This window comes from Haloarchaeobius sp. HME9146, from assembly GCF_025399835.1.
Taxonomy (GTDB): Archaea; Halobacteriota; Halobacteria; order Halobacteriales; family Natrialbaceae; genus Haloarchaeobius.
Genome location: NZ_JAODVR010000002.1, coordinates 493,224 through 517,005, shown reverse-complemented (window position 1 = coordinate 517,005; position 23,782 = coordinate 493,224). Strand labels below are relative to the sequence as shown.

Here is a 23,782-nt window from a genome sequence, read left to right as displayed (position 1 = left end):
ACGACACGAAGTTTCCATCCAGAAACGTAGTCCTGTGGACGGTTCGGTCGGCGCTCCCCGCGTTCGGTCCCCCGATTAATTGGAGTCGAGACGACCAGGTTAGTCGAAGTCTACCTCGACGTAGCCGCCAGGGCCGAAGTAGATGTACTCGTCGTCGTCCACGAAGACCGGGCCGTAGCCGCCGTAGTAGCCCGAGTAGTACGGGTCACCGTACACCCTGATCTCGACGTCGTCACCGTAGTAGCCGGGGTAATAGCCGGCCCACCCGTAACCGTGGCGGCGGTAGCGGCGGTAGCGACGGCGACCGTGCCGGCGGTACCGTCGGCCGTAGCGACGATAGCGGCGTCGACCATGTCGGCGGTAGCGACGACGATGTGACGCCTGGGTCGGCAGCTCGCCGGACTGGACGGTCGGTTGGTTGGGCCCGGACCGGTCGGCCGCTGCGGCGACGCCGCTTCCGAGACCGAGCGACACCAGCCCGATGCCGACGGTCTTGAGGACGGTTCGTCGGGACGTTCCCTCGATGAAATTTCGTTTCATGGGTGAAAGCCTCTCGAACAGAAGCTATGCGAGCTTCGAATATATCTCTGAAGTGATGAATTGGTTACCGGGACACCACCGAGTTGTCCGACCACACGTAATCTCTCACTGAAACGTCCTCACCACGGGGACGTAACCGCACGGAGACCGACCGGTGTTCGCTGCAGCGACAGACGAGAAAGAGGACCGAGTCGGCGGTCAGACCCGGTAGTAGACGCCGTCGAACCCGACGTAGCCACAGTAGCCGTACTCGAGCTCGATGATGCCCTGGTCGTAGTCGACACCCGTCACGCGGCACGGACGACCGTCGACGTACACCACGTCGAAGTAGTCGTCGTCCCAGTAGACGTCGTACCCGTACATCGGGATGAAGGTGTAGGTGAACCGCCGACGCGGGTAGTACCGCCGGTAGTAGAACCGGTGACCGTAGCGGGGTCTGCGGTGTCTGCGTCTCCGCCGCCGGTCGTCGCCGTCACGTCGGCGTCGTCTGCGGCGGCGGCGGTAGTCATCATCATCGCGGCGGCGGCGTCTGCGGCGTCTCCCGTCGTCATCGTCGTCGCGGCGGCGTCTTCGTCTACGGCGTCTGCCATCGTCATCATCGTCGCGGCGGCGTCTTCGTCTGCGGCGTCTCCCGTCGTCACTGTCGTCGCGGCGGCGTCTCCGGCGTCGGCCATCGCCATCGTCGTAACGCCGGCGTCTGCGCCGTCGCCCGTCGTCGCCACCCTGGCCACGGCGGCCGTCACTGCGACGACCTCGTCGACCGTCGCCGTCCTGGCGTCGGCGATCTCGGTCTCGCTCCTGTTGGTGCTGCAGCGTTCCCTGGGGTCCGGCAGCCGCGGCGGTCCCACTGCCGAGGCTCAGCAGGCCGAACCCGACTGTCTTGATGAGTCGCCGTCGAAGTCCCGACGGCGATGAACGTAACGTCATGATTGGATCTACATCGAGTCTTAGGCCCTATCCGGGGATAATCACCAGCTGATACTTTCGTTACCAGAACACTACCAAGTTACTAGAGAATCTGGACCTTCCAGAGGATACTACTGCCCGGTACTCACGTCCTCGTGAGGTTCCCTGGCTAGCGCTCACCGGCGGCGCTGTACTGGTGACGGGTCGCTCGAAAAATACGCGGAGACGACGGCTGGGCGATGCCAGCCGCTCGTTCGTTCAGGCGACGAGATTAGTAGAGTGCGGGGCGAGCGAACCGGCGGCGGTAGCGGAAGCGGCCACCGTAGAGACCGCGACCGTAGAAGCCCCGGCGGTACAGGCCACCGGCGCACGGGTCAGCACAGGGGTCGACCGCACAGGGGTCGACGTCAGCGCAGGGATCGGCGCACGGGTCGACGTTTGCACACGGGTCAGCACAGGGATCGATGTCCGCACACGGGTCGGCGCACGGGTCGATGTCCGCACACGGGTCGGCACAGGGATCGACGCCACAGGGGTTCACGCCGTAGTAGCCGAAGCGGCCGCGGTAGCCGTAGCCGCGGTAGCCGCCGTAGTAGCCACGGTATCCGCGCCGGCTCCAGTACGGCCGGAGGATCTCGGAGCCGTCGCTCTTTCCACCCTGGGCCGCGGAGACTGCCTGGCTACCGACACCGACGGCCACGAGGCCGACACCGATGGTCTTCAGGAGCTTGCGGCGGAACATTCCGTGAGAATCTTGGTTGGTCATTGTTGTTCGAACCTCACCCTCACAGATGGGCTTTTGAGATATATTGGTTAGCTGACAATCTGGTTACCCGGACACCACGAAGTTGCACAACGTACCGATACTACCAGCCGAAACGACCAGCGGGGAATCATCTCTCCGTCCCGGAATCTCGGCGGCGTCACGCCCGAACCGGCTCGGAATGTCCCGGCGGGTACGCAACTGACGAACGAACTGCCCGTTCTGGTGGGAGTTGGTCGTGAAGGATGTGGGTGAGCCCCTCGGCACGCTCCGAGAGATCGACGCTCTCACCAGGATGAGCGGTTCCGACTACCGTCCAACGAGTTCTGTGGTTGCAGTCGCTCGGTGGCGGTCAAGTTCAGACGAGCGAAAAATAATCACCCTCGACTAGAGTTGCTCTAGTCGATATTTCGACAGTTTACACGGCGATTTCAGTAGAGAGTGCGCCGGCCGTACCGGCGGCGGCGGTAGCGGAAGCGCCCGCGGTACGGGACAGGGCGGGTGTAGAGCCCGCCAAGCCCGCCGGCGCACGGGTCAGCGCACGGGTCGACGTCGGCGCAGGGATCTGCACACGGGTCGACGTCCGCACACGGGTCGACGTCGGCGCAGGGGTCTGCGCACGGGTCGATGTCCGCACACGGGTCAACAGCACACGGGTCGACGCCACAGGGGTCGACACCGTAGTAGCCGATGCGGCCGCGGTAGCCGAAGCGGCGGCCGTAGAAGCGGCGGCCACGGAACCGGCGATCGTAGTAGCCACGGCGGCGGAACCGGAAGCGGCCACCGTAGTAGCCGCGACGGCCGTACCACTGTTCCTCACCGAGGCCACCCTTGACGCTCGGCGATGCGCCCTGGTTCGCAGAAACAGCCTGGCTTCCGACACCGACAGCAACGAGGCCGACACCGACGGTCTTCAGCAGCTTTCGTCGATACATTCCTCGAGTGTTATCTTGAGTCATTTTGGAGTTCAACCCCCGCACTTCGATATGAGTTAATAAAATATAGCTCCGAGGTAATAATTCTGTTACTTCGGTACTACGAAGTTGCACAATGTAACGGAACTACCAGCGAAAACGACCAGCAGGGAAGCACGTTTCCCCGGCGGAATCTCCCTGGGGCCATCTCATCACAGGGACGTCGTAACGGCGAGGGATGGGGCCTCGCGTACGCGAAGCGGCCGCGCTGGCATCGATGGCTCGTGGCTCTGCAGTGAGGTGTGCTGGCGCTCGCTCTCCCCACATCGCCACCGAAAAATCCGAGTTACAGACGGGTCGGCTCCCGTCGTATCGGTTCGACTAGTAGAAGTCGATCTCGACCGATCCGTCGCGGTCACGTTCGTAGCTGAAGTACGACGGGCCGTAGCCGTAGTAGCCGTAGCCGCGGTAGCCGTAGTAGCCGTACGGGCGGTAGTAGCCGCGGTAGCCGTAGCGGCGGTACCCATACGGGCGGTAGTAGCCGCGATAGTACCGGCGATAGTACCCGCGGTGATACGGCTGGCCGGTGCCGGGTGCGCCGGTGCCGACGTTGTGCTCGACGGACCGGCCCTGGTTCGCGGAGACAGCCTGGCTGCCGACGGCGACAGCGGCGAGGCCGATGCCGACGGTCTTCAACAGCTTGCGGCGTCCCATACTCCGAGTATCGTTATGAGTCATGAATTCTCAACCCCTCGGCACCACTGTAGGGGTTGTTAAAACATAATCACACGGTAATAATCTGGTTACGAGCGAACCACGAAGTTACACGACGACACGGAACTACCAGTCGAAACGAGCACGCCGTAGTCACGTTTCGCCGCCGGTATCACCGCCGGGTAACGGCGACACGGGGTTGCGGAGCTGGGCGGTACTTTCAGGGACTCTGGCCGATCTACGCCGCGAGCGCTCTCGTGGTGAGAGACGACAAAGAAAGCAGGATGGGACGACGGCTGGAAAGCGAGCCGTCTGGCTGTTCGACTAGTAGTACCGGAAGCGGAACCCACGGCCACGGAACCGGAGGTACGACCGTCCGTAGTAGCCGCGTCCGTAGAACCGGCGTCCGTAGTAGCCACGGTAGCCGTAGCCACGCCAGTAGGCGGCACCGGCACACGGGTCACAGTACGGGTTGTACGCACCGTAGCTGCGCCAGTAGGCCCCCCACGGGCCGCCCCAGTACGCACCGAACTGTTCTTCGGTTGGCTTCTGGCCGGGCGCGATGGCGGGCGCTTTCCCCTCCTTGGCCGAGGCTGCCTGGCTGCCGACTGCGACGGCTGCGAGGCCGACACCGACGGTCTTCAGCACTTTACGACGATACACTCCTCGAGAGTCGTTGTGAGTCATTTTCAACCCCCTCGGGGTGAGTAGGCGATTACGAAGTATAATTTCGCGGTAGTGATGCCGTTACGTCAGTACCACGGAGTTGTCCGACGAAACGTAATCACCTGCCGAACTAACCACCCGGAAAGAACGTATCCCGGAGGAAACCGCGGGCAGGTCGAGTTCACTGTCGGCATTCCGGACGGAGTCGAACGAGAAAACCGGGAGCCCCTCGAGCTCCCGGAACTACCACGCCCGCGGTCGATCGCGGGTCTGGACGCACCGACGATTCCGGCGATCGGCCGGCCGCCGATGGTCGGCTACTCAGTACACGCGGTAGCGCCAGTTCGGCGAGCCGCTCAAGCGGTAGTACCCACCACGGGAACCGAACCCGCCGTAGAACGGGGCACGGCCGCGGATGCCGTACCCGCGGAGTCCGTAGCCACGATAACCGTACGGCCGATAGAACGAGCCACCGACACCACAGCACGGGTCGTACCCGTAGCCGCGGTAGTAGCCACGCCAGGTTCCGCCCCAGGGGCCGCCCCAGTACGCACCGAACTGTTCGTCGGTGGGCTTCTGTCCGGGCTCGACGGCTGGCGTCTGTCCCTCGTTCGCGGAGACGGCCTGACTGCCGACGGCGACGGCGGCGAGGCCGATACCGACGGTCTTCAGCAGTTTGCGACGATACATGTTCCGAGAGTCGTTGTAAGTCATAATTGCAACCCCCTCGCCACACTCATAGGAGGTATCAAAATATAATCACGAGGTAGTGACGACGTTACATCAGTACCACGGAGTTGTCCGACGAAACGTAATCACGACCCGAAACGACCAAGCCGATACGAGGTTTCCCCGACGAAAGGACCAGCTCCAACAGGTCTGTCACGAGCTGTGCGAAGACGGCCGACCTCCCGGCCGCCCGGAACTCCAAAAAACGGTCGGGCCACCCGGAGTGGCCCGGTCCTCGACGAACGGTTCGACTAGTAGTACCGGAAGCGGAAGCCGCGTCCGCGGAACCGGATGTACGGCCCGTAGCCGTAGCCACGGTAGCCGTAGTAGCCGCGGTAGTAGCCACGGTAGTACGGGCGGTAGTAGCCACGGTAGTAGCCGCGGTAGTACGGACGGTAGTATCCATACGGGCGGTAGTAACGGCCGTAGTAACCACCGTGGAACGGCTGTTCACCGGATTGCTGACCGGGAGCCACGCTGGGCTCCTGGCCCGCTTTCGCGGAGACGGCTTGGCTGCCGACGGTGACGGCGGCGAGGCCGATGCCGACGGTCTTCAGCACTTTCCGACGATACACCCCTCGAGAGACGTTGTGAGTCATTTTCAACCCCCTCGGCGAGGAGTAGGCCATCCCGCGATATAGCGCCGAGGTAGTAACGTCGTTACACCCGTACCACGAAGTTGCTCGCAGATACGTAAGTACCAGCCGAACTGACCGAGTAGTAGTATCGTTTCGTCGAAGAAACGAACGATTCCAGACCACCGACTACAGGTTCAGTCGCGCTGGATACTGCAGACCCGGCCGGTTCCGGGCACCGTCGAACCCGGTCGTGGACACGACTCACCCCTGCGATGCTGAGGTGTCGATGAGCTCGCAGTTCACCGGGAGATGGTGCGGACACTCCCCATACTCGTGGAACATTATTCTTCCCACGGACGCTCCTACGTCCGACACAGAGGGAGTACAATGAGTGAAGAGACACACGAGTTCGGTGACATCGAAGAACAGCTCGAATCGGGACCGCAGATGACGACGCTTTCGGGCGACTGGCGACCGCTGCTGTTCGCGGGTATCGCTCTCGCAATCGGGGGCGTCCTGGCCATCATCTTCCCGTTCGTCACGGGTATCTCGATATCGGTGCTGCTCGGTGCGGTACTGGTGCTCGGCGGCCTGGTCAACGTCGGCCACGGGATATCACAGATGAACTGGAAGGGGTTCGTCAGCCAGAGCCTCCTCGGCGTGCTCTACGCGGTCGCCGGGATATTCCTGATGGCGAACCCGGTCATCGGACTCACGTCGCTGACGCTGCTGCTGGTCGGGTTCTTCATGCTCGACGGCATCATCGAGATATTCCTCGGCCTGAAGCTCCGCGAGGAGCCGAACTGGGGTTGGCTCGTCGCCAGTGGCGTCCTCTCGCTGGTGCTCGCGTCGTTCATCCTGGCCGAGTTCCCGAGCAGTGCAGTGTGGGCCATCGGGCTCCTGTTCGGTGTGAACCTGCTCACGACGGGTCTCTCGTTCGCCCTGTTCGCTCTCGGTGCACGCGAGACGACCGAGCAGGAGACGACGCCGCCGGTCAGCAAGCCGGGGCAGGCGTAGACCTCGCGGTCACAGCGGTTCAGCTTTTTCGAAGAAATCGACGGTCGTACCGACGTCAGACCACGCCGGTCACTGGCCGCCCGAGTCGGGCTCGCTCTCGACGCGAGCCTCGCCCGCGCCCGAGCCGAACGTGAACTCACCGAGAGTGTCGCTCGCGGCCCGTGAGAGCCGTTCGAGCATCGAATGCTTCGTCGTCTCGGTGACCATGGCGGCGTCCAGGACCTCGCCGATGTGCCTGACGGGGATGATCTCGACCTGCTCGCGAACCTCGGGCTCGACGAGCACGTCGCGCTCGTTGGCGAACGGGATGATGACCCGCTTGCTTCCGGCCTTGACGGCGGCTTCGACCTTGTGGGTGACGCCACCGACGGGAAGCACGTCGCCCCGGACCGACAGGGAGCCGGTCATGGCGACGCTCTGGTCGACCGGCACACCGGTCAATGCGGACAGGATGGCGGTCGCAACCGTCACGGAGGCCGAGTCGCCCTCGACGCCGTCGTACGCCTGCACGAACTGGATGTGGATGTCCTTCTGGTCGAGGCTCTCGTCGGAGTACTTCTTGACGACCGCGGAGACGTTCTGGACCGATTCGGTCGCTATCTCCTGGAGCTTGCCGGTCGCGATGACCTCGCCCGAGCCCTGGGAGGGCGCGACCTCGGCCATGACGGGCATCACGATACCGCTATCCTCGCCCATGACGGCCAGGCCGTTGACCCGACCGACGACCGCGCCCTCGTTGACCGTGAGGTCGTACTCGCGGCGGCGGTCGATGTAGTCGTCTGCGATCTGTTGCTCGATGGAGCGCGCCCGGCGCTTGGCCTGCATGACGTGCTCACGGGTCGTGAACAGGGTTCCCTCGTCGCGCGCGATGTCACCGGCGACGCGGACGAGGCCGCCGAGGTCACGGAACCGCAGGGTCAGGTGGTCCTGCCGGCCGGCACGTCGCTGTGCCTCGCGGACTATCTCCGCGATGGCCCCCCGGGTGAAGTGGGGAAGACGCCCGTCGTTCGCCACTTCCTGGGCCACGAACCGAACGAACTTGCGTCGGATCTCCGGCGAGTCGTCGATGGTGTCGTCCATGTAGACCTCGTACCCGTAGCCCTTGATACGGCTCCGGAGTGCGGGGTGCATGTTCTCCATCGCGTCGAGGTTCCCTGCGGCGATCATGACGAACTCGCACGGGACAGCTTCGGTGTGGACCATCGCACCAGACGAGGTGTCTGACTGGGCGGTGATGGAGTACTCGCGCTCCTGGAGCGCCGTCAGCAGCTTCTGCTGCGTGCGGACCTCGAGCGTGTTGATCTCGTCGATGAACAACACGCCCTTGTCGGCCTTGTGGATTGCGCCGGGTTCGACGCGGTCGTGGCTCGGCGTCTCCATCCCACCGGACTGGTACGGGTCGTGGCGCACGTCGCCGAGGAGTGCCCCCGCGTGAGCGCCGCTCGCGTCCTGGAACGGCGCACTTGTACGTTCACTGTTGTCGACCAGTATCTTCGGGACCATCCGGTTCCGGTTCCGGGCCCCGCTCCGGAAGATGTAGTAGATGACTGCGATGGCCAGGATGCCAAGCAGCAGTTGCTGGACGATGATGGTGTAGATGAACACGAGCAGTATCGTCGTCCACATCGCGAACCAGCGGAGCTGGAGGCCCTTCCGGGCGCGCTGGCGGTGCTCCCTGATGACGAGCTCGCCGCCACCGGCCGGGACGATCTCGACCTTCGGGCGGTTCCCGTCGTCCTCGTTGTGCATGACGAGTACGTCGGAGAGTTCACTACTCGGGAGCAGCTCGGCCATCGCCTTCGCGAGCATCGACTTCCCGGTCCCTGGGGAGCCGATCATCATCACGTGCCGGCGCTGTGTCGCGGCTTTCTCGATGATATCGCGGGCCCGGTCCTGCCCGATGACCTGGTCGATGAGCATGCGCGGGACCTCCACGTCGGCGGTGCTCTCGACCTCGAGGCCGCCGAGCAGTTCGGCCGTGGCCTCGTCGGAGTCGTCGTCCGGCGCTGGCGCTGGCGGGAACGGCCCGTATTCCCTGTTCGTGGGCGGGGTGTCGGTACTAGCAGCTAACTCAGAGTTGTCCTTCTCGATTTCCATGGTCTGATCGGTACATCACTCGTGTGTGATATAGACGCACAGGCTTCATATCCTTTCTACTTACCTGATGGTTAGCTGTCGTTACCCGGTTACGACGCGGCGTGAAAGCCTTATCAGACAAAATACCGTTTTTATACGCATGAAGGGGGTCCCAGCAGTGCTTCTCGCACTCCTCGTGTTACTCTCGGGTACCGTGGTCTTCGTCTCGTTCGACGACGCGCCCGTGAGTGCCGTACCAGACGACGATTATCCACCGGTCGTCGATGACCCCGCACCCACACCGGACGTGACACCGCCTGCGGGCGAGGGGAGCAACGGTGACGAGAGCCCCGACGTGGACGGCCCGGCGACCGGTGCTGACGACCCTGCGCCCGATGTCGATTCGCCCGACGAGCCGGCCGTTGGTGACCCGGACAGCCCCGACACGCCTGTCACAGACGGTGGCTCCGGTGCGGGTGAGCCCGACGTCTCCGACCCTGACGCTGGCGGCAGCGACGGCGGCGACCCGGCCGTGGACCCCGCTCCTGACGGGACACCTGACAGTCCTGTCACCGACGGTGGTTCCGGCGGGGACGACGCCCCAGGAACCGACGGCGGCTCGGACGCCGGCCAGCAGGGCGGTGACGGCGATGCCGGTGGCGACCCCGACGTCATTCCGGGTGACACCGGCGGCACGACCGATGGCGGCGTCCCCGTCGATGACGGCGAGGACCCCGTCCCCGTCGGCAGCGAGGACGACGGCATCATCGGCTACGAGGCCGGCTACTGGTACAACCAGACCGTCATCATCGACCAGAGCGACGGCGTCTCCGACGCGGAACTCGACGCCCTCGTCGCCGTGACGATGGCTCGCGTGGAGTACATCCGCGGGCTGGAGTACCTCGAACCGGTCGACGTGAAGATCATCTCTCGCGCGGAGTACCGTGCACAGCTCGCCGAGGGCTCCAACGAGACCGAGGACCACTCGCTGTGGAACAACCAGGTCTGGGAGGCGCTGTTTATCGTCGGTGAGGACGAGAACATCTCCGACGAGTTCAACAAGCTGTTCGGCTCGAACGTCCTGGGCTACTACGCGCCCAAGACCGACGAGATGATCATCGTCTCGACGGACCCCGACCAGCCGACGGTCGACCCGAACGTGCTCGTCCACGAGATGGTCCACGCCCTGCAGGACCAGCACTTCGACCTGACCTCGTCGCTGAAGGACGTCCAGGACGAACAACTGGCCCGCAACGGCGTGGTCGAGGGTGAGGCCAACTACGTCACGGCCCTCTACAAGCAGCACTGTGGCACCACCTGGACCTGCACCCAGAGCCCGCCGAACACCGGCGCGGACACCAGCGGCGAGTCCCCGGCGACCGGGCTGCTCATCGCCATCTTCCAGCCCTACTCCGACGGCCCAGTCTGGATGGACTACATGGTCCAGCAGAAGGGCTGGCAGGCCGTGACGTACTCGTTCGAGAACATGCCGACGACCACCGAGGCGGTCATCCACCCGGCCAACACGGACCGCCCGACCCGCGTCGAGGTCACCGACGCGACCACGGGCGGCTGGGCCCGCTTCGAATCCGGTGACGAGGGTGCGGACGTCCTCGGAGAGGCGTCCATCTACGCGATGTTCTACCATCTCGCGAAGGAGGGGAACTCCCGCGTCATCAGCGCCTACGACATCACCAACGTCGAGTCGCAGTACGACACCTACAACTACGTCAGCAAGCCCTCGGCCGGCTGGGCCGGCGACCGCATCGTCCCGTACCACAAGGACGGCGAGTACGGCTACGTCTGGGCGACCGAGTGGGACACCACCAACGACGCACAGGAGTTCTACGAGGCGTACACCGACGTCCTCGAGGAGTTCCGTGCCGACCGTGTGGGCCAGAACACCTGGGTCATCGAGAGCGGCCCGTTCGCAGACGCCTTCCACGTCACCCTCGACGGCACCCGCGTCACCATCGTGAACGCCCCGACCGTCGACCAGCTGTCGGAGATTCGGACCGACGTCCAGGTCAAGCCCTACTCGCGTGTCTGGCGCTGAGCAACCTCGGCAGTCCCGGTGACACCCGGTCTTGAACCCGGCCCGTTCGAACGTGTAAGCGCCTGAGCCACGAGTTATCGGATTTCCTCGGTAGAAGGGTTATCTTCGAGCATCGCTTCTCTGAGCATAGAATGGTGACGATACCGCTGTTCATCGGAGGCATCGGCGGCCCCGAACTCATCGTCGTTCTTCTGCTCGTCGTTCTCCTCTTCGGCGCGGACAAACTGCCGAAGCTGGCACGAGCGAGCGGTGAAGCGATGGGCGAGTACCAGAAGGGCCGAGAGAAACTGGAGGCTGAGATCACCGGCGTGAAAGAGGAGACTCGACGCGCCGTCGTCGGCGACGAGATGGACGAGGATATGCCGGTCGACGCTGCCCCGGCCGAGGAGCCGGCAGCGATGGACGACGATGTGGCCGAACCCGTCGATGACGCGCAACCCGAAACCGACGCTGCCGAGTCGGGCGAGCGCGAGGTCGAAACCGAGCGCAATTCGGACTGATTTCCGAACGTAACTCGGACTGATTTCGTCGGCTGGGGACCGATTCTGTGACGCTCCCGAAGCACCCAGAGATTCAGTTTTAATTAACAAACTCGATGACAATTCTCTATCGAGATTGGCGAAAAAGCACGTTAGAGGCGATTCGATATGCTCAGCCCCAGCGACTACTCACGATGAGTTAATAAAAACACCCGTCGCCAGTCGCCGCTTTTCCCCTTAGTCCGCCCGCCGACCGTGGACCTGTTCCACGGCGGACTTTGCAGCGTCCCTGACCTCCGGTTCGGTGTCGGTCTGGCACTCGTAGAGGTCGTCGAGGGCGGTCTGGACGCCGAGGTTACCGAGCGCGATACACGCGTTGGCCCTGACCTGTGGGTTGTCGGCCGAAAGCAGGTCGAGAACGGCTTCGACCGGCAGGTCGCCGACGGAAACCTGCGTGCTCGCGTCGGTCAGCGCGACGAGACCGCTACTCGCCAGGCGAACGTCGTGGGGGTCGCCCCCGTCGGCGAGCATGTCGAGGACGGCCTCGACCGCGGTCTCCGGTGGATTCCCGAGCAGGCCGAGGGCGATGCCGGCGTTCCCCCTGACGGCGACGTACTCGTCGTCCAGGGCCTGCACCAGCAGGTGCCGGTACCGTTCGACGGCGGCTGGCTGGTCCTCTGTGATGACCGCGACTGCCCAGGCCGCGTTCCGGCTCACCCGGTCGACACCGTCGGTGAGCTGTTCGAACAGGGCGTCGAGGTAGTCCGTCACGACCACCGGGTAGGTCTCGGCGATTACACCGAGCAGGTAGGCGGCGTTGTGACTCACGTCCTCGGTTCGGCTCAACCCGTCGGCGAGCGCGTCGAGGTGGTCTACCAGTTGCTCCGGCTGCGTCCAGCCGATGCTCGCCAGCCCCAGGTAGAGGTTCGCAGCGACGCGTGTATCGTCATCGCCGGTGGCACGAACCAGCGTCTCGAGATGGTCGTTCAGGACACCCGGCCGGTAGTCGGCGACCGTCGTGAGGACGTTCGAGGCGCTCGTGCGGGTCTCTTCGTTCTCGTCGTCGAGCAGTGAGACGAACGCGGCGTGGTGGTCCAGCGAGACCTCCGGGTAGGCCTTGACGACCTGCTGGACGACCGCGGCGACGTTCTGGCGCACCCGACCGTCGCCGTCGTCGAGACAGCGGACCAGCCGTGGGACGGCTGGCTGGATTCGCCCCGGGAACACCGTCGCGAGCGGGCCGAGCGCGGCGGTCGCCATGACGCGGACGTTCTGCCGACGGTCGAAACACCGCTCGATGAGGTCCTCGGTCGCTCGGACGCACGCCTCCGGGTGCTCAGAGGCGATGCCACGGAGCACCGCGACCGCACTCAGGCGAGTTGGCTGCTCCGGTCGGGTGAGGAGCCGCCGGAGCGGGTCGACCGCTTCGACGACCTCTCCGGGCGTCGTCCAGGCAATCGGCCACAGTGCGACGGCGGCGGCCTCGCTGGTCCCCCTGCGGTCCTCCTCGAGGAGCCGACAGAGGTCGGAGGCGACCGGCTGGACCAGCGACGGGTCCTCGTCGCTGACGATCGCGACCACGTTCACGGCCTCTCGAACCGTCTCCGAATCGGGGTCGTCCAGCGCGTCGAACACCACGTCCAGTACCGGTTCGACCGGGTCGATACTGGTCTCGGCGAGTTCGCACAGTCCTTCGACCGCGAGACGACGGACCGCAGGCTGGTCGTGCGTGGCGAGCGCGGCGAGGTCGTCCGCCAGCCCCATCGGGTCTGCCGGGTCGTCCATGGCCGCGTCCCGCAAGCGTTCCGCCTGCCGGGTTGCGTCGTCTGGGCCCATTTCTAACAGAACACTCCGGGGGGTGACTTAGTTCTGCGCATTAGCATGATAGGTGCCAGCTAGCACTCTCGTCCCGGTCGGTCCGGCCCGTACCTTTCCGATGCCTGTGTGTCTTTAGGCTTCGAGTGCCTACTTCGTCCCATGACGACGAACAGTGCCACGTTCGGCGGTGGCTGCTTCTGGTGTATCGAGGCTGCGTTCGAGGAACTCGACGGCATCGAGTCCGTCACCTCCGGCTACGCCGGCGGCCACGTCGAGGACCCGACCTACGAACAGGTCTGCTCCGGGAACACGGGTCACGCTGAGGTCATCCAGGTCGAGTACGACACGGACGTACTCGGGTACGAGGACCTGCTCAAGGTCTTCTTCACCGTCCACGACCCGACCCAGCTCAACCGGCAGGGGCCCGACGTGGGCAGCCAGTATCGCTCGGCCATCTTCACCCACGACGACGACCAGCAGGAACTCGCCGAGGGCTTCATCGCCGAACTCGAAGCCGAAGGAGCCTACGACGACGACATCGTGACCGAGGTCGAACCCCTGGAGACGTTCTACGAGGCCGAGGACTATCACCAGGACTACTACGACAAGAACCCGAACGACACCTACTGCACGTTCCACGCGCAGCCGAAGATCGAGAAGGTTCGCGAGAAGTTCGCGACCAAAGCGAAACGCTAGGTCGGTTCGCCCGCCGTCCGGCGTCAGTCGTCCTCCAGAGGTGTCGATGCCGGGTCGGCGGGAGAACGAGGAATCATTGGGAGGGATTCGGTTCACGCCACGTTCTTTCCGGACCTGATTGCCGGTTTCCTTCAGAGACCTTTCTGGCGCTCAGAGACCGGCAAGCGGGTGGGCCTTCGACTCGTCGAGTCGCTCGAACTGCTCCTCCGTGAGGTCGACGTTGGCCGCGCCGAGGTTCTCCTCGAGCTGCTCGACCGTGCGCGCGCCGATGAGCGGCACGGAGACCTGGTCGTGGTGCATGAGCCACGCGAGCGCGACCTGTGCCGGCGATGCCTCGACCTCGTCGGCGACCGCGTGCAGTTCGTCGAGTGCATCGAAGTTCTCCTCGGTCAGGTAGTTGTCGCGGAACCGGTCCTCGCTGGCGACCTTGGAGTCCTCCGGGTTCCTGTCGTCACGGCTGTACTTCCCGGTCAGGAAGCCCTGGCCGAGGGGGCTCCAGGGACACATGCCGAGGTCGTAGTCGGCGCACATGTCGAGGTAGTTCACCTCTGCCTCGCGGTCGACGAGGTTGTACCGGGGCTGGGTCACGGTGAACGGCTCGTAGCCGCGGCGTTCGGCCAGTTCGTTCGCTTTCGCCACCTTCCAGGCGTTCGGGTAGAACGTGGACGCGCCGAGGTAGTTGACCTTCCCGGCATCGACGAACTCGTTCAGGGTGCGCATGAACTCCTCGGCGGGCGTGTCGTCGTCCCAGCGGTGGATGTAGAGCAGGTCGATGTAGTCGGTGCCGAGGCGGTCGAGCATCAGGTCGATCTGGCGTCGGAGGTGCTTTCGCGAGAGGCCGCGCCCGTTCGGGTCCTCTTCGCGTGTCGGCCAGAATATCTTCGAGGCGATGACGTAGTCCTCGCGGTCGCGGTCGGCGAGCCAGTTGCCGATCCACGTCTCGGACTTGCCGCCACCGTACACGTCGGCGGTGTCGATGAACCGGCCGCCGTGCTCCTCGTAGGCGTCCAGCAGGTCGTAGGCGCGGTCCTCGCCGATTTCGAGTCCATCCTCGGTCTCGCGACCGAAGCGCCAGGTCCCGAAGGCCAGTTCGCTCACCATCGTCCCGGTGCGACCGAGGGGAACGTAGTCGAGTTCCATGTCCCGTGCTTCCGCTCCCGAGTATTTAAACTCGAAACTCTCGGCAGGCGGTTCCGTTTCGTCGTCCCACCGGCGGGAATACTCCGGACAGAATCGAATCACAAAGAAGATAAGACAGAGAACAGTAGCCCCTCGCACCGCAATCAGTATCCATGGTCTGCTTCACGGAGAGCTATGATGATTCACTTACCAGAGTCCGGCGACGGACGCCAGTCTGATGTCCGGTGATTCGAGCATCTCGGTCGACGGGCCGAGCACGTTCCGTGGTGCCGTACTGTTCCTGGTCGTCGGTCTCGCGATAACCGGCTTCGGCGTGTACGACTACGTCCAGCAGTCCGACGCGATGGAGAACGCCGTCTCGGTGGAGGCGGAGATGACTGAGGTCGGTATCGAGGCCGATTCCGCCGGCAGCAGCACCGACGTCGAATACACCCCGACCGTCGAGTTCTCGTACACCTACGAGGGTGAGTCGTACACGAGTACCAACCTCTTCCCGTCGGAGACGACTTCGAGCTACGATACGCGGTCGGCAGCCCGGGACGCGGTGGCGGACTACGACGAGGGCGCGACGGTCACCGCGTACGTCTCTCCCGACCAGCCGGGCAACGCATTCCTGAAGAACGAGAAGTCCAACAGTCCGCTCATCTTCGCCGGTGTCGGGCTGTTCTTCGTCCTCGTCGGGGGCAAGTCGACGGTCACACAGTACGGCGGCAGCTGACGGGTTATCCCGCCCCGCCCCGCCCCGCCTCGTCTCGTCCCCCAGCTTAGTGCGTGACGCCCCGGACCATCGTCAGGATGTTCTCCGCCTCCCGTTGCATCTCGGCGGGGTACCCCCCGAACAGCACCACGATGTCTTTCTCGTGTGGCACCGTGCCGATGTCGAGGTGCACGTCGAACTCAGTGCTCGCCAGTTCCGCGATGCCCGAGAAGGTCGCGAGTTCGTGGGCCGCCCCGAGCACGTCGACCTGCTGGGTCCCGAGAAGCTCCTTTACGCGAAGCGACCCGTAGCTATCCTGCGCCCGTTTCGCGAGTTCCTCCTTCTTGACCTCCGCGATGGGATTCAGTGTCCGGCCGAGGATCTCGAACTTCGGCGTCGAGAGCGTCGCGAACACCGCGGCCGGCTGCTCGCCGACTCCGGGGATGTCGACCATGCGCTGGTACGTGCTGATGTAGTTCGTCAGGGTGACCGTCCGCTCGTTCCCCTGGATCTCGAACGTCTCCGAGATGGTGTTTGCTTCGGTCCCCAGGTGCTCGTAGTTCGTCTCGCCGAGTGCGGCCGCCCCGACCTCTGCGGCCGTCGCCTCGAAGGACTGCTCCTCGCCAAGGACCATGTCCAGACAGCCGCTGGTCGCCGCAAGTCCGCCTGTCGCCGCCGCGAGGAACCGTCGTCGTGAAAATTGCATGACTACAGTCGGCTGAACTAGTACAAAGCGCTTCTGACCGTTTGTCGTCTGCGGAGAACGCGGATTCGGCGGTCAGATGGTCGCCGTCTCGTCGCCAGCGATCGCCTGCGAGAGCAGCGGCCGCATCATGCTTACAAGCGGGGCGTCGTCGCCGTCGGTCCAGACCGCGCGATGGGTTCGAACCCCGGGCAGGTCCGTCGGGGCGTCGGCGCTCACGAGCAGCGAGTGGCCGTCGACCATCAGGACGCTGCTCATCGCGCCGGGTCGGATGGGGTGTGACTCCCACCACGTCCAGGTCTCGACCACGGTGGCACCGGTAACGTCCGAAGAGACGGTATCGCGGACCGCCGGGGCGGGCGAGCCGACCGTCACGGACACCCCGCGGGTGCTGGCCGCGCGGAGCGCGTCGAGGAGGGTGTCGGTGAGGAGGTCCTCGACCGCGACCGCGAGCAACACCTCCGTCTCCGCAGCTCCGACGAGCCGAGCCATGCGCTCTGCGACCTCCGCGTCACCTTCGGTCACCCATATCTCGCCGCCCTTCTCCTCGCGGGCGTCGGCACCGAGCTGTGGGAGCAATTCCCCGAGCCGAGAGAGTTTCTCGTCGACACGACGCTCCAGGGTGTCGACGGCCTCGTCGGGGCCAGTCCCGCGGTAGCGACGGGGCTTGGACTGCTGGGCGTCGGCGAGGCCGCGCTCTTGCAGCGAGTCCATACAGTCGTACACACGGGCCTGGGGGACGCCGGCGACCTCGCTCACCTCCTTGGCGGTCCCCTGCCCGATGCGACAGAGGGCGGTGAAGCACTTCGCCTCGTACTCGGTGAGTTCGAAGGCTTTGAGCAGGTCGACGGCTTCGGTGGCGAGTTCCTCGGGTGAATCGGTGTGTCTGTCGGTCATGGCTCGGTGGAGTGGATAGCCGGGGCTTGGGAAGGGACTTCTATAATCGTTTCTCCGCAGGGACTCCCGTCGTAGTCGATCTCGACTGCGCGTGCTGGTCGCTTGTCAGGTATGGAAACGGGGGATAGCGAGACGCGCGACATGGCTTCGGGAAGTGGGGTTGGGGTGGATGACAGGCAGTGGGATGGCGCGTCTCGAGGGATGGGACAGTGGAATCGGGTCGTCGGCGCGTGCCGACGGGCGGGTCAGGCGGTCGCCTGCTGCTGGCTCTCGTCGTTCGCGTGCAAGAGCTCCTTGTAGCGGTTGCGGATGGTGACCTCGCTGACCTCGGCGGCCTCGCCGACCTCCTTCTGGGTCAACTTCTCGTTGGCCAGCAGGGAGGCGGCGTAGATGGCCGCCGCGGCGAGCCCGACCGGGGACTTGCCGCTGTGCACGCTCTGGCGCTTGCCGGACTCGATGAGCTCGTGGGCGAGGGTCTTGACCTCGTGGGAGACCTCGAGCTCCGAGCAGAACCGCGGCAGGTACTCCGCCGGGTCGGCGGGCTCGACGGCGAGGCCGAGCTCGCGCCCGATGTAGCGGTACGCCCGGGCGAACTCACGGCGGTCGACGCGGCTCACGGGGGCGAACTCGTCGAGGCTCCGGGGCACGTTACTCTGCCGGGCCGCCGCGTAGAGGGACGCGGTCGCCATCGCCTCGATGGACCGACCGGGGAGGAGGTCCTCTTCGAGGGCGCGGCGGTAGATGACCGACGCGGTCTCCTGGACGTTGTCGGGGAGGTCCAGCGCGCTGGCCATCCGGGTGATCTCGCCGAGCGCCTGCTTCAGGTTGCGGTCCCGAGCGCTGGTGGCGCGGAAGCGCTCGTCCCAGGTGCGCAGGCGCTGCATCTTCTGGCGCTTGCGCGCCGAGAGCTGGCTGCCGTAGGCGTCCTTGTTCTGCCAGTCGATGACCGAGGAGAGGCCCTTGTCGTGGAGCATTCCGGTCGTCGGCGCGCCGACGCGGGACTTCTTGTCCTTCTCGGCCTTGTCGAACGCGCGCCACTCCGGTCCGCGGTCGACGTTATCCTCGGCGAGCACCAGGCCGCACTCGTTGCAGACCGTCTCGCCGTGTTCTTGGTCGGCGATGCTGTCGGCACCGCACTCGGGACAGGAGGTCTCCTCACGTTCCGCAGTGGTGGACTCGTCCGTCTCTGTTCGGGCACCGTTTGACCGGTAGGTCGTCGGGCGGTTGTCGGTCGTCTTGACGGTCTGGTTGGCTCCGTTCATGGTGAACCTCCGAGCGGGGGCGCTCGGCCTTCGCAACTATCTCTATGGCGTTGACTATCTTAATAGTTTCCCCTACACTACTACGATAGTAGAAAACGAATATTCTGGCGTTTCGGCCTGTCTATCTACAGAACCAGCCACAATCGAGCTCGTCGAACTGTAGGATTCCTCGAGTACGACCAGCCCCGTGGCGGTCCGAACCGTGATGGTGTCGCCGCCGTTGTTCCAGATGGCGCGGTCACTCCCCCAGTAGAGGGTGGACTTGGTGTTCGTACCCTTCCCGCTCCGGACCGTGAGTTCGGCCCCCGGCGCGAGGGTGACACCCTCGGGAATCACGAACTCGTGGTTCGCCGCGTCCGAGACGACGAACCCGGACAGGTCGACGGTCGAGTCGCCGGTGTTCCGGAAGGTGACGTACTCCCCCGTCGGGTTCTCGTTGTCGTTCCCGGGGGCGTCGGCCTGGATGGCCACCACGGCGAGTTCGACCGACGAGGCGCTGACCCTGTCCGCCCCGCCGAAGCCCCAGAGCCCGACACCATTCTGCATGGCTTCCGACTCCAGCGCGTAGAACGCCTCCTTCTTCGAGAACGTCGAGTCGTACACGCGTGCGAGGCCCCGCCGCAGCAGCTCTTCGTTGAGCATCACGCCGTCGTCGTAGTAGACGTAGGCGAGCAGGCGACCGTAGTAGCCGCGTACGTCGGAGTCGGGGTCGACGACGACCCGGACCGTCTCGCCCGCGAGGTTCTCTTTGACGAATGTGCTGGCGTTCTCGCCCCAGTTGCGCAGCCAGTCACGTCCCGCGAGGCTGTCGGGGATGCCCGGATACTCCTCTGGTTCGACCCCCTTGTGGACCTCCGGGGTGTCGACGCCGAGCAGTCGAACCGTATCGACGGTCCCGTTCTGGTACCGGATCTCGATGGTGTCACCGTCGATGACGCGTGTGACGGTCGCGGTCGTCCCGGCCTCCTCACCGGCGGGCGAATCGGGAGCCGGTTGTCCCGGCCACGAGCCCACGCAGCCGGCGCTCACGAGCACCAGCACGAGCACGACGGCGAGGTGGGCCGTTCGCATCTACATATACGGACGTGTTCAGGACGTATCGACTTGTACCGGAACAGGTTAGGTATGCGTGAAAATCGAGGCCGTGCGCGGGCCGTCAGTCGTCGTCGGCTGCCATCCGGGTCGCGACGACGCCATCGGACTCGTCGGCGGCCGTCACCTCGCGCTGGGCGAACAGCTTCTCGACCACGTCGTAGGCGAACAGCAGCGTCCCGGCGATGAGCATCGTGTCACCGGGCAGGCGCGCCCAGAACAGCAACTGGACCAGCTCGCCGTTGTAGAACGCCAGGCTCCGGGCCGCGTCGTAGTTCGCGCTGAACGCGGCCTCCAGCTGGAGGAAGCCGACGGGGAGCACCGAGATGAACACCATCAGCGCCAGGCCGACGTTCCACAGCCAGAACGCCGCCCGGAGGCGTCTGGGCTCCCAGTTCTCGGTGGCGATGCGGAGCATGTACGTCGCCATCCCGAGCGCGAGGAAGCCGAACGCGCCGAACATCGCGGCGTGGGCGTGCCCGACCGTCAGGTAGGTCCCGTGCTCGTAGTAGTTCACCAGCGGGAGGTTGATGAAGAACCCGAGGACGCCGGCCCCGACGAAGTTCCACACCCCGCTGGCGATGATGAACATGAACGGGAGCCGGTAGGGGAAGTCCTCGCCGCTGGCCGAGAGTGCCCCGTACTCGTTGAGGGCCTCGTAGAGGATGAACACGAGCGGGATGAGTTCGAGCGTCGAGAAGACGCTCCCGATGGGCACCCAGACGTCCGGCATCCCGACCCACCAGTAGTGGTGCGAGACACCGATGACGCCGGTCCCCATCACGAGCAGCGCCTCGAACATCACCGCCTTCTCGGCCGACCGCTTCTTCAGCAGGTTCATCGAGACGAGGGTGAGGCCGACGATGGCGACGATGAAGAACTCGAACGCACCCTCGACCCACATGTGGACGACCCACCAGCGCCAGAACTCCGTCACCGCGATGTTGGTCTGGGGAGTGAACATGAAGCCGGCGACGAACAGCAGGCCGATGGACCCGCCGGCGTACAGTATCATGTGCGCGAGGCCGAACTTGGGCTCACGGTCGAGCAGTGGCCCGAACCCGCGGGCGACGAGGACTGCCCACGCGCCGAAGCCGAGCAGCAGGCCGAACTGCCAGACCTTCCCGACCTCGAGGTACTCCAGCCCCTCGTTCCCGAGGAGCCACCAGAGGTCACCCTGGAAGAACTCGTTCGCGCCGAGGTAGATGCCCGTCAGGCCGCCGACGGCCACGACCACCAGCGCGCCGAGCAGGCCGTAGACGTACCGGGACTGGTTCTCGGGCTCGTACCCCGTCAGCAGCGGCGCGAGGAACAGCCCCGCGCCGAGCCACAGCGTCGCGATCCACAGGATAGCGAGGTCGATGTGCCACGTCTTCGCCAGTGCGAAGGGCAGCAGGTCGATTATCGGGATGCCGAACACCGACTCGATGCCGAAGAACGCCCCGCGCTCGACGTAGTAGTGCGCCAGCAACCCTCCGAGCAGGACCTGCCCGGCGAACAGGAGTGCGGCGACCGGCACGAACTTCACCGCCGCGGCCTGGCTCGGGAGCAGGTCGGTCTCGTCGGGTCTGGGAACCTCGATACCGGCGGCCGATGGTTCGGGCAGGTCGACCGATTTGTAGAGCCAGACGCCGATACCAGCACCCGCGACCAGCAGCACCATCGCGACGACGCTCCAGGTCATCGCGGAAGCACCGGGAGTGTTCCCGGCAGCGGGCTGGAACGGCCACTCGTTCGTGTACGAGTGCTCGCTGCCCGGCCGGTCGGTGTGGCTCATCCACGCCGTCCACATCGCGAAGTCCGCGAACCGACGGGCCTCCTCCTCGGAGGCGACCATGCCTTCGGGCACGCCCCGCTCGGGACTGCCTTCGTGATAGCGCTCGACGTAGACCTCACGCACCTGCTCGTGCGCGTACACCTCCGCGGCGGAGTACTCGATGGTCTCGTCGACGGTCCCGGAGTCGAGGTCACGCTGGACGACCTCGTCGATGGCCGCCTGCTCGGGCGACGAGAGAGCCGAGTAGGACTCGCCGTGGCGCTCGCGGGCGTAGTACTGCCGCATGTACTGCACCTTCAGGTCCAGCGCATCGGCGGTGTAGTCCACGCCGAAGTATGCCCCGTTACCGAGGACCGAGCCGTGGTTCATCATGCCGTCCGACTGGAACACCGTCTTGCCGGTGCGTACCTGTTCGTCCGTCACCACCTGCTGGCCGTCCGGGCCGACCACCTCCTTCGGAATGGGTGGCGCGTTCTCGGTGGAGTACCACGCACCGAAGCCCATGACGGCCAGGTTGAACACGAAGACCAGTACCAGTATCTTCGCGAGCGTCTGTCGTCGTATCTGCATCTCATCTGGTGGTTCGAGCAGGTGTATTAATGCACCACAGGCCAGCTATCGCGACCTGAGAAGGTGTCCGAACGTGTTCGCCCCGCTCGCCGAACCCAGCCGGTCCGTCAGTCCTCTCGCGGCACCTGCGAGTCGGGAAGCTCCGCCACGAACTCCTTGATTATCGTCTCCTCGGCGCGGTGTAGCGTCTCGCTGCAGGTCGACTTCGCGAGGTCGAGCACCTCGGCCAGATCGGTCAGCGTGCACCGCCGGGGCGTGTCGTAGTAGCCACGCTCCACTGCCTCGACGACGAGGGTCCGCTGTCGCGGGGTGAGTGCCGGGTCGGGTTCGACCTGCTGGCGGATCTCTTCGACGTCGAAGGGGATACCGAACTCCTCGAGCTTCTCGCCGAGCCGGGAGAGGTGCTCCTGCGGGGCGTTTATTTCCCACTTCGCCTGCCCGTCCTGGATGTCGAACGGCATCTCCAGCGGGATGCCCGAACTCTTGATGGGCTGGAGCAACAGCGGCGTCGTGGTCTCGAACTGGATCAGGGCGGTCTCGCCGTGATGCTGGAGCAGGTCCAGGTCGACGATCATGTCCGCGGTCCGGATGTCACCGACGAGGTCGGGGAGCTGGTCGCTCGTCACCTCCGCCAGGGCGACCCCGTGGTCGCCGTCGGGGAGCGCGGCGAGGATGCGGATTCGGGCGTTCGGGTACGCTCTGGAGACGCGGCCGACCCAGACGTCTTCGGGCACGGTGATAGTCAGGTTCGCTCGAGCCATCGTTCCTACCCGAACGTATTCGGGCCGGGGAGGAAACAGTGACGACGAACATGTTCGGTCGAACGGTTGGGTTGTCTCTCGCGGGCGACGAACACGTTCGGCAGAACGACTTCGACGGACTGCGGAGACCGTTCATCTGTGACCGAGACGACCATCGACGCACGTGAGTACGCACCGCGGAACCGCCACGAGAAGATATTCGAGGCGTTCGACGCGCTCGACTCTGGAGAGGCGCTGACGCTGGTCAACGACCACGACCCGCAGCCGCTGTACTACCAGCTTCAGGCCGAGCGCGACGACTTCGACGCCGAGGGCTACGAACTCGACCAGGTGAGCGACACCGAGTTCATCGCCACGCTGCCCAAGCAGTGACAGCTGGCGCTGCCCGGTTTCTCTCTTTTTCGAAGCGGTGAGTGTGAGGACTGGTGAGTGTGAGCCTGAGGACTGTTGAGTGTGAAGGTGAGGAATGGTGGGGTGAATGGGAGGAGTGACGAGGGTGAGGGTGAGGACTGGTGAGTCTGTGTGAGGAACGAATGAGGTGAGGTGGGTCACCGGCGGCGGTCCGAGGCCGCGGTGACTCCGAGGTGAGGTGGGGTGGTGAGGAAACGATGTCGGGCGACCGTCACCCCCGCCAGATGAGGGTCACGATGCGCCCGGCGATCTCCTCTGTCTCGTATCGGAAGCCGCGCTCGTTCAGCTTTGGGTAGAGGTGTTTCGGCGCTCGGTCGTTGAACTGCACCAGCACGCCGCCGTCGAGGTCCGCGAGGTGCTCGAGCGTCTTCGTGAGCGGCTGTGGTGGCGGCAGGTCCGCCACGTCCAGCCGGTCCAGGCTGCTGTCGGTCGGCGCGTTGCTCCGTTCCAGGAACGCGGACAGCGTCGGTGGGTCTGTCTTCGCCGCCATATTCGTCCATTCCGGTGGCTGACACAGGTC

At 64.9% G+C, this 23,782-nt stretch carries 24 protein-coding genes; 6 read left to right on the top strand and 18 right to left on the bottom strand.

Annotation, left to right across the window (positions count from 1 at the left end; all coding sequences use genetic code 11):
* Positions 1–99 precede the first annotated feature (99 nt).
* The 8 genes from N6C22_RS20195 to N6C22_RS20160 all read right to left on the bottom strand — a co-directional run bounded on the left by N6C22_RS20195 (position 100) and on the right by N6C22_RS20160 (position 5,831).
* The gene (locus N6C22_RS20195) at positions 100–540 is read right to left on the bottom strand and encodes a hypothetical protein (RefSeq protein ID WP_261653015.1); all 441 of its coding nucleotides are present in this window, start codon (positions 538–540) and stop codon (positions 100–102) included.
* Positions 541–827: 287 nt separating this feature from the next.
* Positions 828–1,388, bottom strand: a complete 561-nt coding sequence (locus tag N6C22_RS20190) for a hypothetical protein (protein ID WP_261653014.1) — start codon at positions 1,386–1,388, stop codon at positions 828–830.
* Positions 1,389–1,717: 329 nt separating this feature from the next.
* A complete protein-coding gene (locus N6C22_RS20185) occupies positions 1,718–2,212 on the bottom strand; it encodes a hypothetical protein (protein WP_261653013.1) in 495 nt (164 codons plus the stop codon).
* Positions 2,213–2,640: 428 nt separating this feature from the next.
* Positions 2,641–3,144 carry a hypothetical protein gene (locus tag N6C22_RS20180; RefSeq protein ID WP_261653012.1) on the bottom strand — a complete coding sequence of 168 codons (504 nt, stop codon included), beginning with the start codon at positions 3,142–3,144 and terminating at the stop codon, positions 2,641–2,643.
* Positions 3,145–3,504: 360 nt separating this feature from the next.
* A complete protein-coding gene (locus tag N6C22_RS20175; RefSeq protein WP_261653011.1) occupies positions 3,505–3,837 on the bottom strand; it encodes a hypothetical protein in 333 nt (110 codons plus the stop codon).
* A 324-nt stretch (positions 3,838–4,161) separates the two neighbouring features.
* On the bottom strand, positions 4,162–4,485 hold the full coding sequence (locus N6C22_RS20170) for a hypothetical protein (protein ID WP_261653010.1): 324 nt from the start codon (positions 4,483–4,485) through the stop codon (positions 4,162–4,164).
* Positions 4,486–4,824: 339 nt separating this feature from the next.
* On the bottom strand, positions 4,825–5,217 hold the full coding sequence (locus tag N6C22_RS20165; RefSeq protein WP_261653009.1) for a hypothetical protein: 393 nt from the start codon (positions 5,215–5,217) through the stop codon (positions 4,825–4,827).
* 266 nt (positions 5,218–5,483) lie between these two features.
* Positions 5,484–5,831 (bottom strand): hypothetical protein, encoded by a 348-nt coding sequence (locus N6C22_RS20160; RefSeq protein ID WP_261653008.1) that lies wholly within the window; start codon positions 5,829–5,831, stop codon positions 5,484–5,486.
* 366 nt (positions 5,832–6,197) lie between these two features.
* Here N6C22_RS20160 and N6C22_RS20155 point away from each other — a divergent pair, with 366 nt between their 5' ends.
* Positions 6,198–6,827, top strand: coding sequence for an HdeD family acid-resistance protein (locus N6C22_RS20155; protein ID WP_261653007.1), 630 nt, complete (start codon positions 6,198–6,200; stop codon positions 6,825–6,827).
* Positions 6,828–6,896: 69 nt separating this feature from the next.
* Here N6C22_RS20155 and lonB read toward each other — a convergent pair whose 3' ends face one another.
* The gene (gene lonB / locus N6C22_RS20150) at positions 6,897–8,924 is read right to left on the bottom strand and encodes an ATP-dependent protease LonB (protein ID WP_261653006.1); all 2,028 of its coding nucleotides are present in this window, start codon (positions 8,922–8,924) and stop codon (positions 6,897–6,899) included.
* Positions 8,925–9,063: 139 nt separating this feature from the next.
* Between lonB and N6C22_RS20145 the strand changes: the two genes are divergently transcribed.
* Positions 9,064–10,959, top strand: coding sequence for an Hvo_1808 family surface protein (locus N6C22_RS20145; RefSeq protein WP_261653005.1), 1,896 nt, complete (start codon positions 9,064–9,066; stop codon positions 10,957–10,959).
* 131 nt (positions 10,960–11,090) lie between these two features.
* A complete protein-coding gene (tatA, locus tag N6C22_RS21115) occupies positions 11,091–11,459 on the top strand; it encodes a twin-arginine translocase TatA/TatE family subunit (protein WP_303647833.1) in 369 nt (122 codons plus the stop codon).
* A gap of 216 nt (positions 11,460–11,675) precedes the next feature.
* Here tatA and N6C22_RS20135 read toward each other — a convergent pair whose 3' ends face one another.
* Positions 11,676–13,274: a HEAT repeat domain-containing protein gene (locus N6C22_RS20135; RefSeq protein WP_261653004.1), complete on the bottom strand. Its 1,599-nt coding sequence runs from the start codon at positions 13,272–13,274 to the stop codon at positions 11,676–11,678.
* Between the two features lie 141 nt (positions 13,275–13,415).
* On the opposite strand from N6C22_RS20135, the gene msrA reads away from it, so the two are divergent.
* Entirely contained in the window at positions 13,416–13,952 is a 537-nt protein-coding gene (msrA, locus tag N6C22_RS20130; RefSeq protein WP_261653003.1) for a peptide-methionine (S)-S-oxide reductase MsrA, read from the top strand.
* Positions 13,953–14,102: 150 nt separating this feature from the next.
* Here msrA and N6C22_RS20125 read toward each other — a convergent pair whose 3' ends face one another.
* Positions 14,103–15,092 carry an aldo/keto reductase gene (locus N6C22_RS20125; RefSeq protein WP_261653002.1) on the bottom strand — a complete coding sequence of 330 codons (990 nt, stop codon included), beginning with the start codon at positions 15,090–15,092 and terminating at the stop codon, positions 14,103–14,105.
* Positions 15,093–15,309: 217 nt separating this feature from the next.
* Here N6C22_RS20125 and N6C22_RS20120 point away from each other — a divergent pair, with 217 nt between their 5' ends.
* Positions 15,310–15,810: a DUF3592 domain-containing protein gene (locus N6C22_RS20120; protein WP_261653001.1), complete on the top strand. Its 501-nt coding sequence runs from the start codon at positions 15,310–15,312 to the stop codon at positions 15,808–15,810.
* 46 nt (positions 15,811–15,856) lie between these two features.
* On the opposite strand, the gene N6C22_RS20115 is transcribed toward N6C22_RS20120, so the two are convergent.
* From N6C22_RS20115 to N6C22_RS20090, 6 genes are all read right to left on the bottom strand, one after another.
* Positions 15,857–16,495 carry a DUF6517 family protein gene (locus tag N6C22_RS20115; RefSeq protein ID WP_261653000.1) on the bottom strand — a complete coding sequence of 213 codons (639 nt, stop codon included), beginning with the start codon at positions 16,493–16,495 and terminating at the stop codon, positions 15,857–15,859.
* Between the two features lie 72 nt (positions 16,496–16,567).
* Complete coding sequence (locus N6C22_RS20110; protein WP_261652999.1) at positions 16,568–17,389, bottom strand: TrmB family transcriptional regulator; 822 nt, start codon at positions 17,387–17,389, stop codon at positions 16,568–16,570.
* A 245-nt stretch (positions 17,390–17,634) separates the two neighbouring features.
* Positions 17,635–18,651 (bottom strand): transcription initiation factor IIB family protein, encoded by a 1,017-nt coding sequence (locus N6C22_RS20105; RefSeq protein ID WP_261652998.1) that lies wholly within the window; start codon positions 18,649–18,651, stop codon positions 17,635–17,637.
* Positions 18,652–18,723: 72 nt separating this feature from the next.
* A complete protein-coding gene (locus tag N6C22_RS20100) occupies positions 18,724–19,722 on the bottom strand; it encodes a lamin tail domain-containing protein (RefSeq protein WP_261652997.1) in 999 nt (332 codons plus the stop codon).
* An 85-nt stretch (positions 19,723–19,807) separates the two neighbouring features.
* Positions 19,808–22,090: a nitric-oxide reductase large subunit gene (locus N6C22_RS20095; RefSeq protein WP_261652996.1), complete on the bottom strand. Its 2,283-nt coding sequence runs from the start codon at positions 22,088–22,090 to the stop codon at positions 19,808–19,810.
* 107 nt (positions 22,091–22,197) lie between these two features.
* The gene (locus tag N6C22_RS20090; RefSeq protein ID WP_261652995.1) at positions 22,198–22,851 is read right to left on the bottom strand and encodes a helix-turn-helix domain-containing protein; all 654 of its coding nucleotides are present in this window, start codon (positions 22,849–22,851) and stop codon (positions 22,198–22,200) included.
* A 138-nt stretch (positions 22,852–22,989) separates the two neighbouring features.
* Between N6C22_RS20090 and N6C22_RS20085 the strand changes: the two genes are divergently transcribed.
* A complete protein-coding gene (locus N6C22_RS20085; RefSeq protein WP_261652994.1) occupies positions 22,990–23,223 on the top strand; it encodes a DUF2249 domain-containing protein in 234 nt (77 codons plus the stop codon).
* A gap of 250 nt (positions 23,224–23,473) precedes the next feature.
* Here N6C22_RS20085 and N6C22_RS20080 read toward each other — a convergent pair whose 3' ends face one another.
* Complete coding sequence (locus tag N6C22_RS20080; RefSeq protein WP_261652993.1) at positions 23,474–23,752, bottom strand: DUF2249 domain-containing protein; 279 nt, start codon at positions 23,750–23,752, stop codon at positions 23,474–23,476.
* Positions 23,753–23,782: the final 30 nt, after the last annotated feature.

Bases quoted from the DNA above. Each gene is read 5' to 3' on its own strand.
- N6C22_RS20195 (WP_261653015.1), bottom strand. From the start codon at position 540: ATGAAACGAAATTTCATCGAGGGAACGTCCCGACGAACCGTCCTCAAG.
- N6C22_RS20185 (WP_261653013.1), bottom strand. From the start codon at position 2,212: ATGACCAACCAAGATTCTCACGGAATGTTCCGCCGCAAGCTCCTGAAG.
- N6C22_RS20180 (WP_261653012.1), bottom strand. From the start codon at position 3,144: ATGTATCGACGAAAGCTGCTGAAGACCGTCGGTGTCGGCCTCGTTGCT.
- N6C22_RS20175 (WP_261653011.1), bottom strand. From the start codon at position 3,837: ATGGGACGCCGCAAGCTGTTGAAGACCGTCGGCATCGGCCTCGCCGCT.
- N6C22_RS20165 (WP_261653009.1), bottom strand. From the start codon at position 5,217: ATGACTTACAACGACTCTCGGAACATGTATCGTCGCAAACTGCTGAAG.
- N6C22_RS20160 (WP_261653008.1), bottom strand. From the start codon at position 5,831: ATGACTCACAACGTCTCTCGAGGGGTGTATCGTCGGAAAGTGCTGAAG.
- N6C22_RS20155 (WP_261653007.1), top strand. From the start codon at position 6,198: ATGAGTGAAGAGACACACGAGTTCGGTGACATCGAAGAACAGCTCGAA.
- lonB (WP_261653006.1), bottom strand. From the start codon at position 8,924: ATGGAAATCGAGAAGGACAACTCTGAGTTAGCTGCTAGTACCGACACC.
- N6C22_RS20145 (WP_261653005.1), top strand. From the start codon at position 9,064: ATGAAGGGGGTCCCAGCAGTGCTTCTCGCACTCCTCGTGTTACTCTCG.
- tatA (WP_303647833.1), top strand. From the start codon at position 11,091: ATGGTGACGATACCGCTGTTCATCGGAGGCATCGGCGGCCCCGAACTC.
- N6C22_RS20135 (WP_261653004.1), bottom strand. From the start codon at position 13,274: ATGGGCCCAGACGACGCAACCCGGCAGGCGGAACGCTTGCGGGACGCG.
- msrA (WP_261653003.1), top strand. From the start codon at position 13,416: ATGACGACGAACAGTGCCACGTTCGGCGGTGGCTGCTTCTGGTGTATC.
- N6C22_RS20125 (WP_261653002.1), bottom strand. From the start codon at position 15,092: ATGGAACTCGACTACGTTCCCCTCGGTCGCACCGGGACGATGGTGAGC.
- N6C22_RS20120 (WP_261653001.1), top strand. From the start codon at position 15,310: ATGTCCGGTGATTCGAGCATCTCGGTCGACGGGCCGAGCACGTTCCGT.
- N6C22_RS20115 (WP_261653000.1), bottom strand. From the start codon at position 16,495: ATGCAATTTTCACGACGACGGTTCCTCGCGGCGGCGACAGGCGGACTT.
- N6C22_RS20110 (WP_261652999.1), bottom strand. From the start codon at position 17,389: ATGACCGACAGACACACCGATTCACCCGAGGAACTCGCCACCGAAGCC.
- N6C22_RS20105 (WP_261652998.1), bottom strand. From the start codon at position 18,651: ATGAACGGAGCCAACCAGACCGTCAAGACGACCGACAACCGCCCGACG.
- N6C22_RS20100 (WP_261652997.1), bottom strand. From the start codon at position 19,722: ATGCGAACGGCCCACCTCGCCGTCGTGCTCGTGCTGGTGCTCGTGAGC.
- N6C22_RS20095 (WP_261652996.1), bottom strand. From the start codon at position 22,090: ATGCAGATACGACGACAGACGCTCGCGAAGATACTGGTACTGGTCTTC.
- N6C22_RS20090 (WP_261652995.1), bottom strand. From the start codon at position 22,851: ATGGCTCGAGCGAACCTGACTATCACCGTGCCCGAAGACGTCTGGGTC.
- N6C22_RS20080 (WP_261652993.1), bottom strand. From the start codon at position 23,752: ATGGCGGCGAAGACAGACCCACCGACGCTGTCCGCGTTCCTGGAACGG.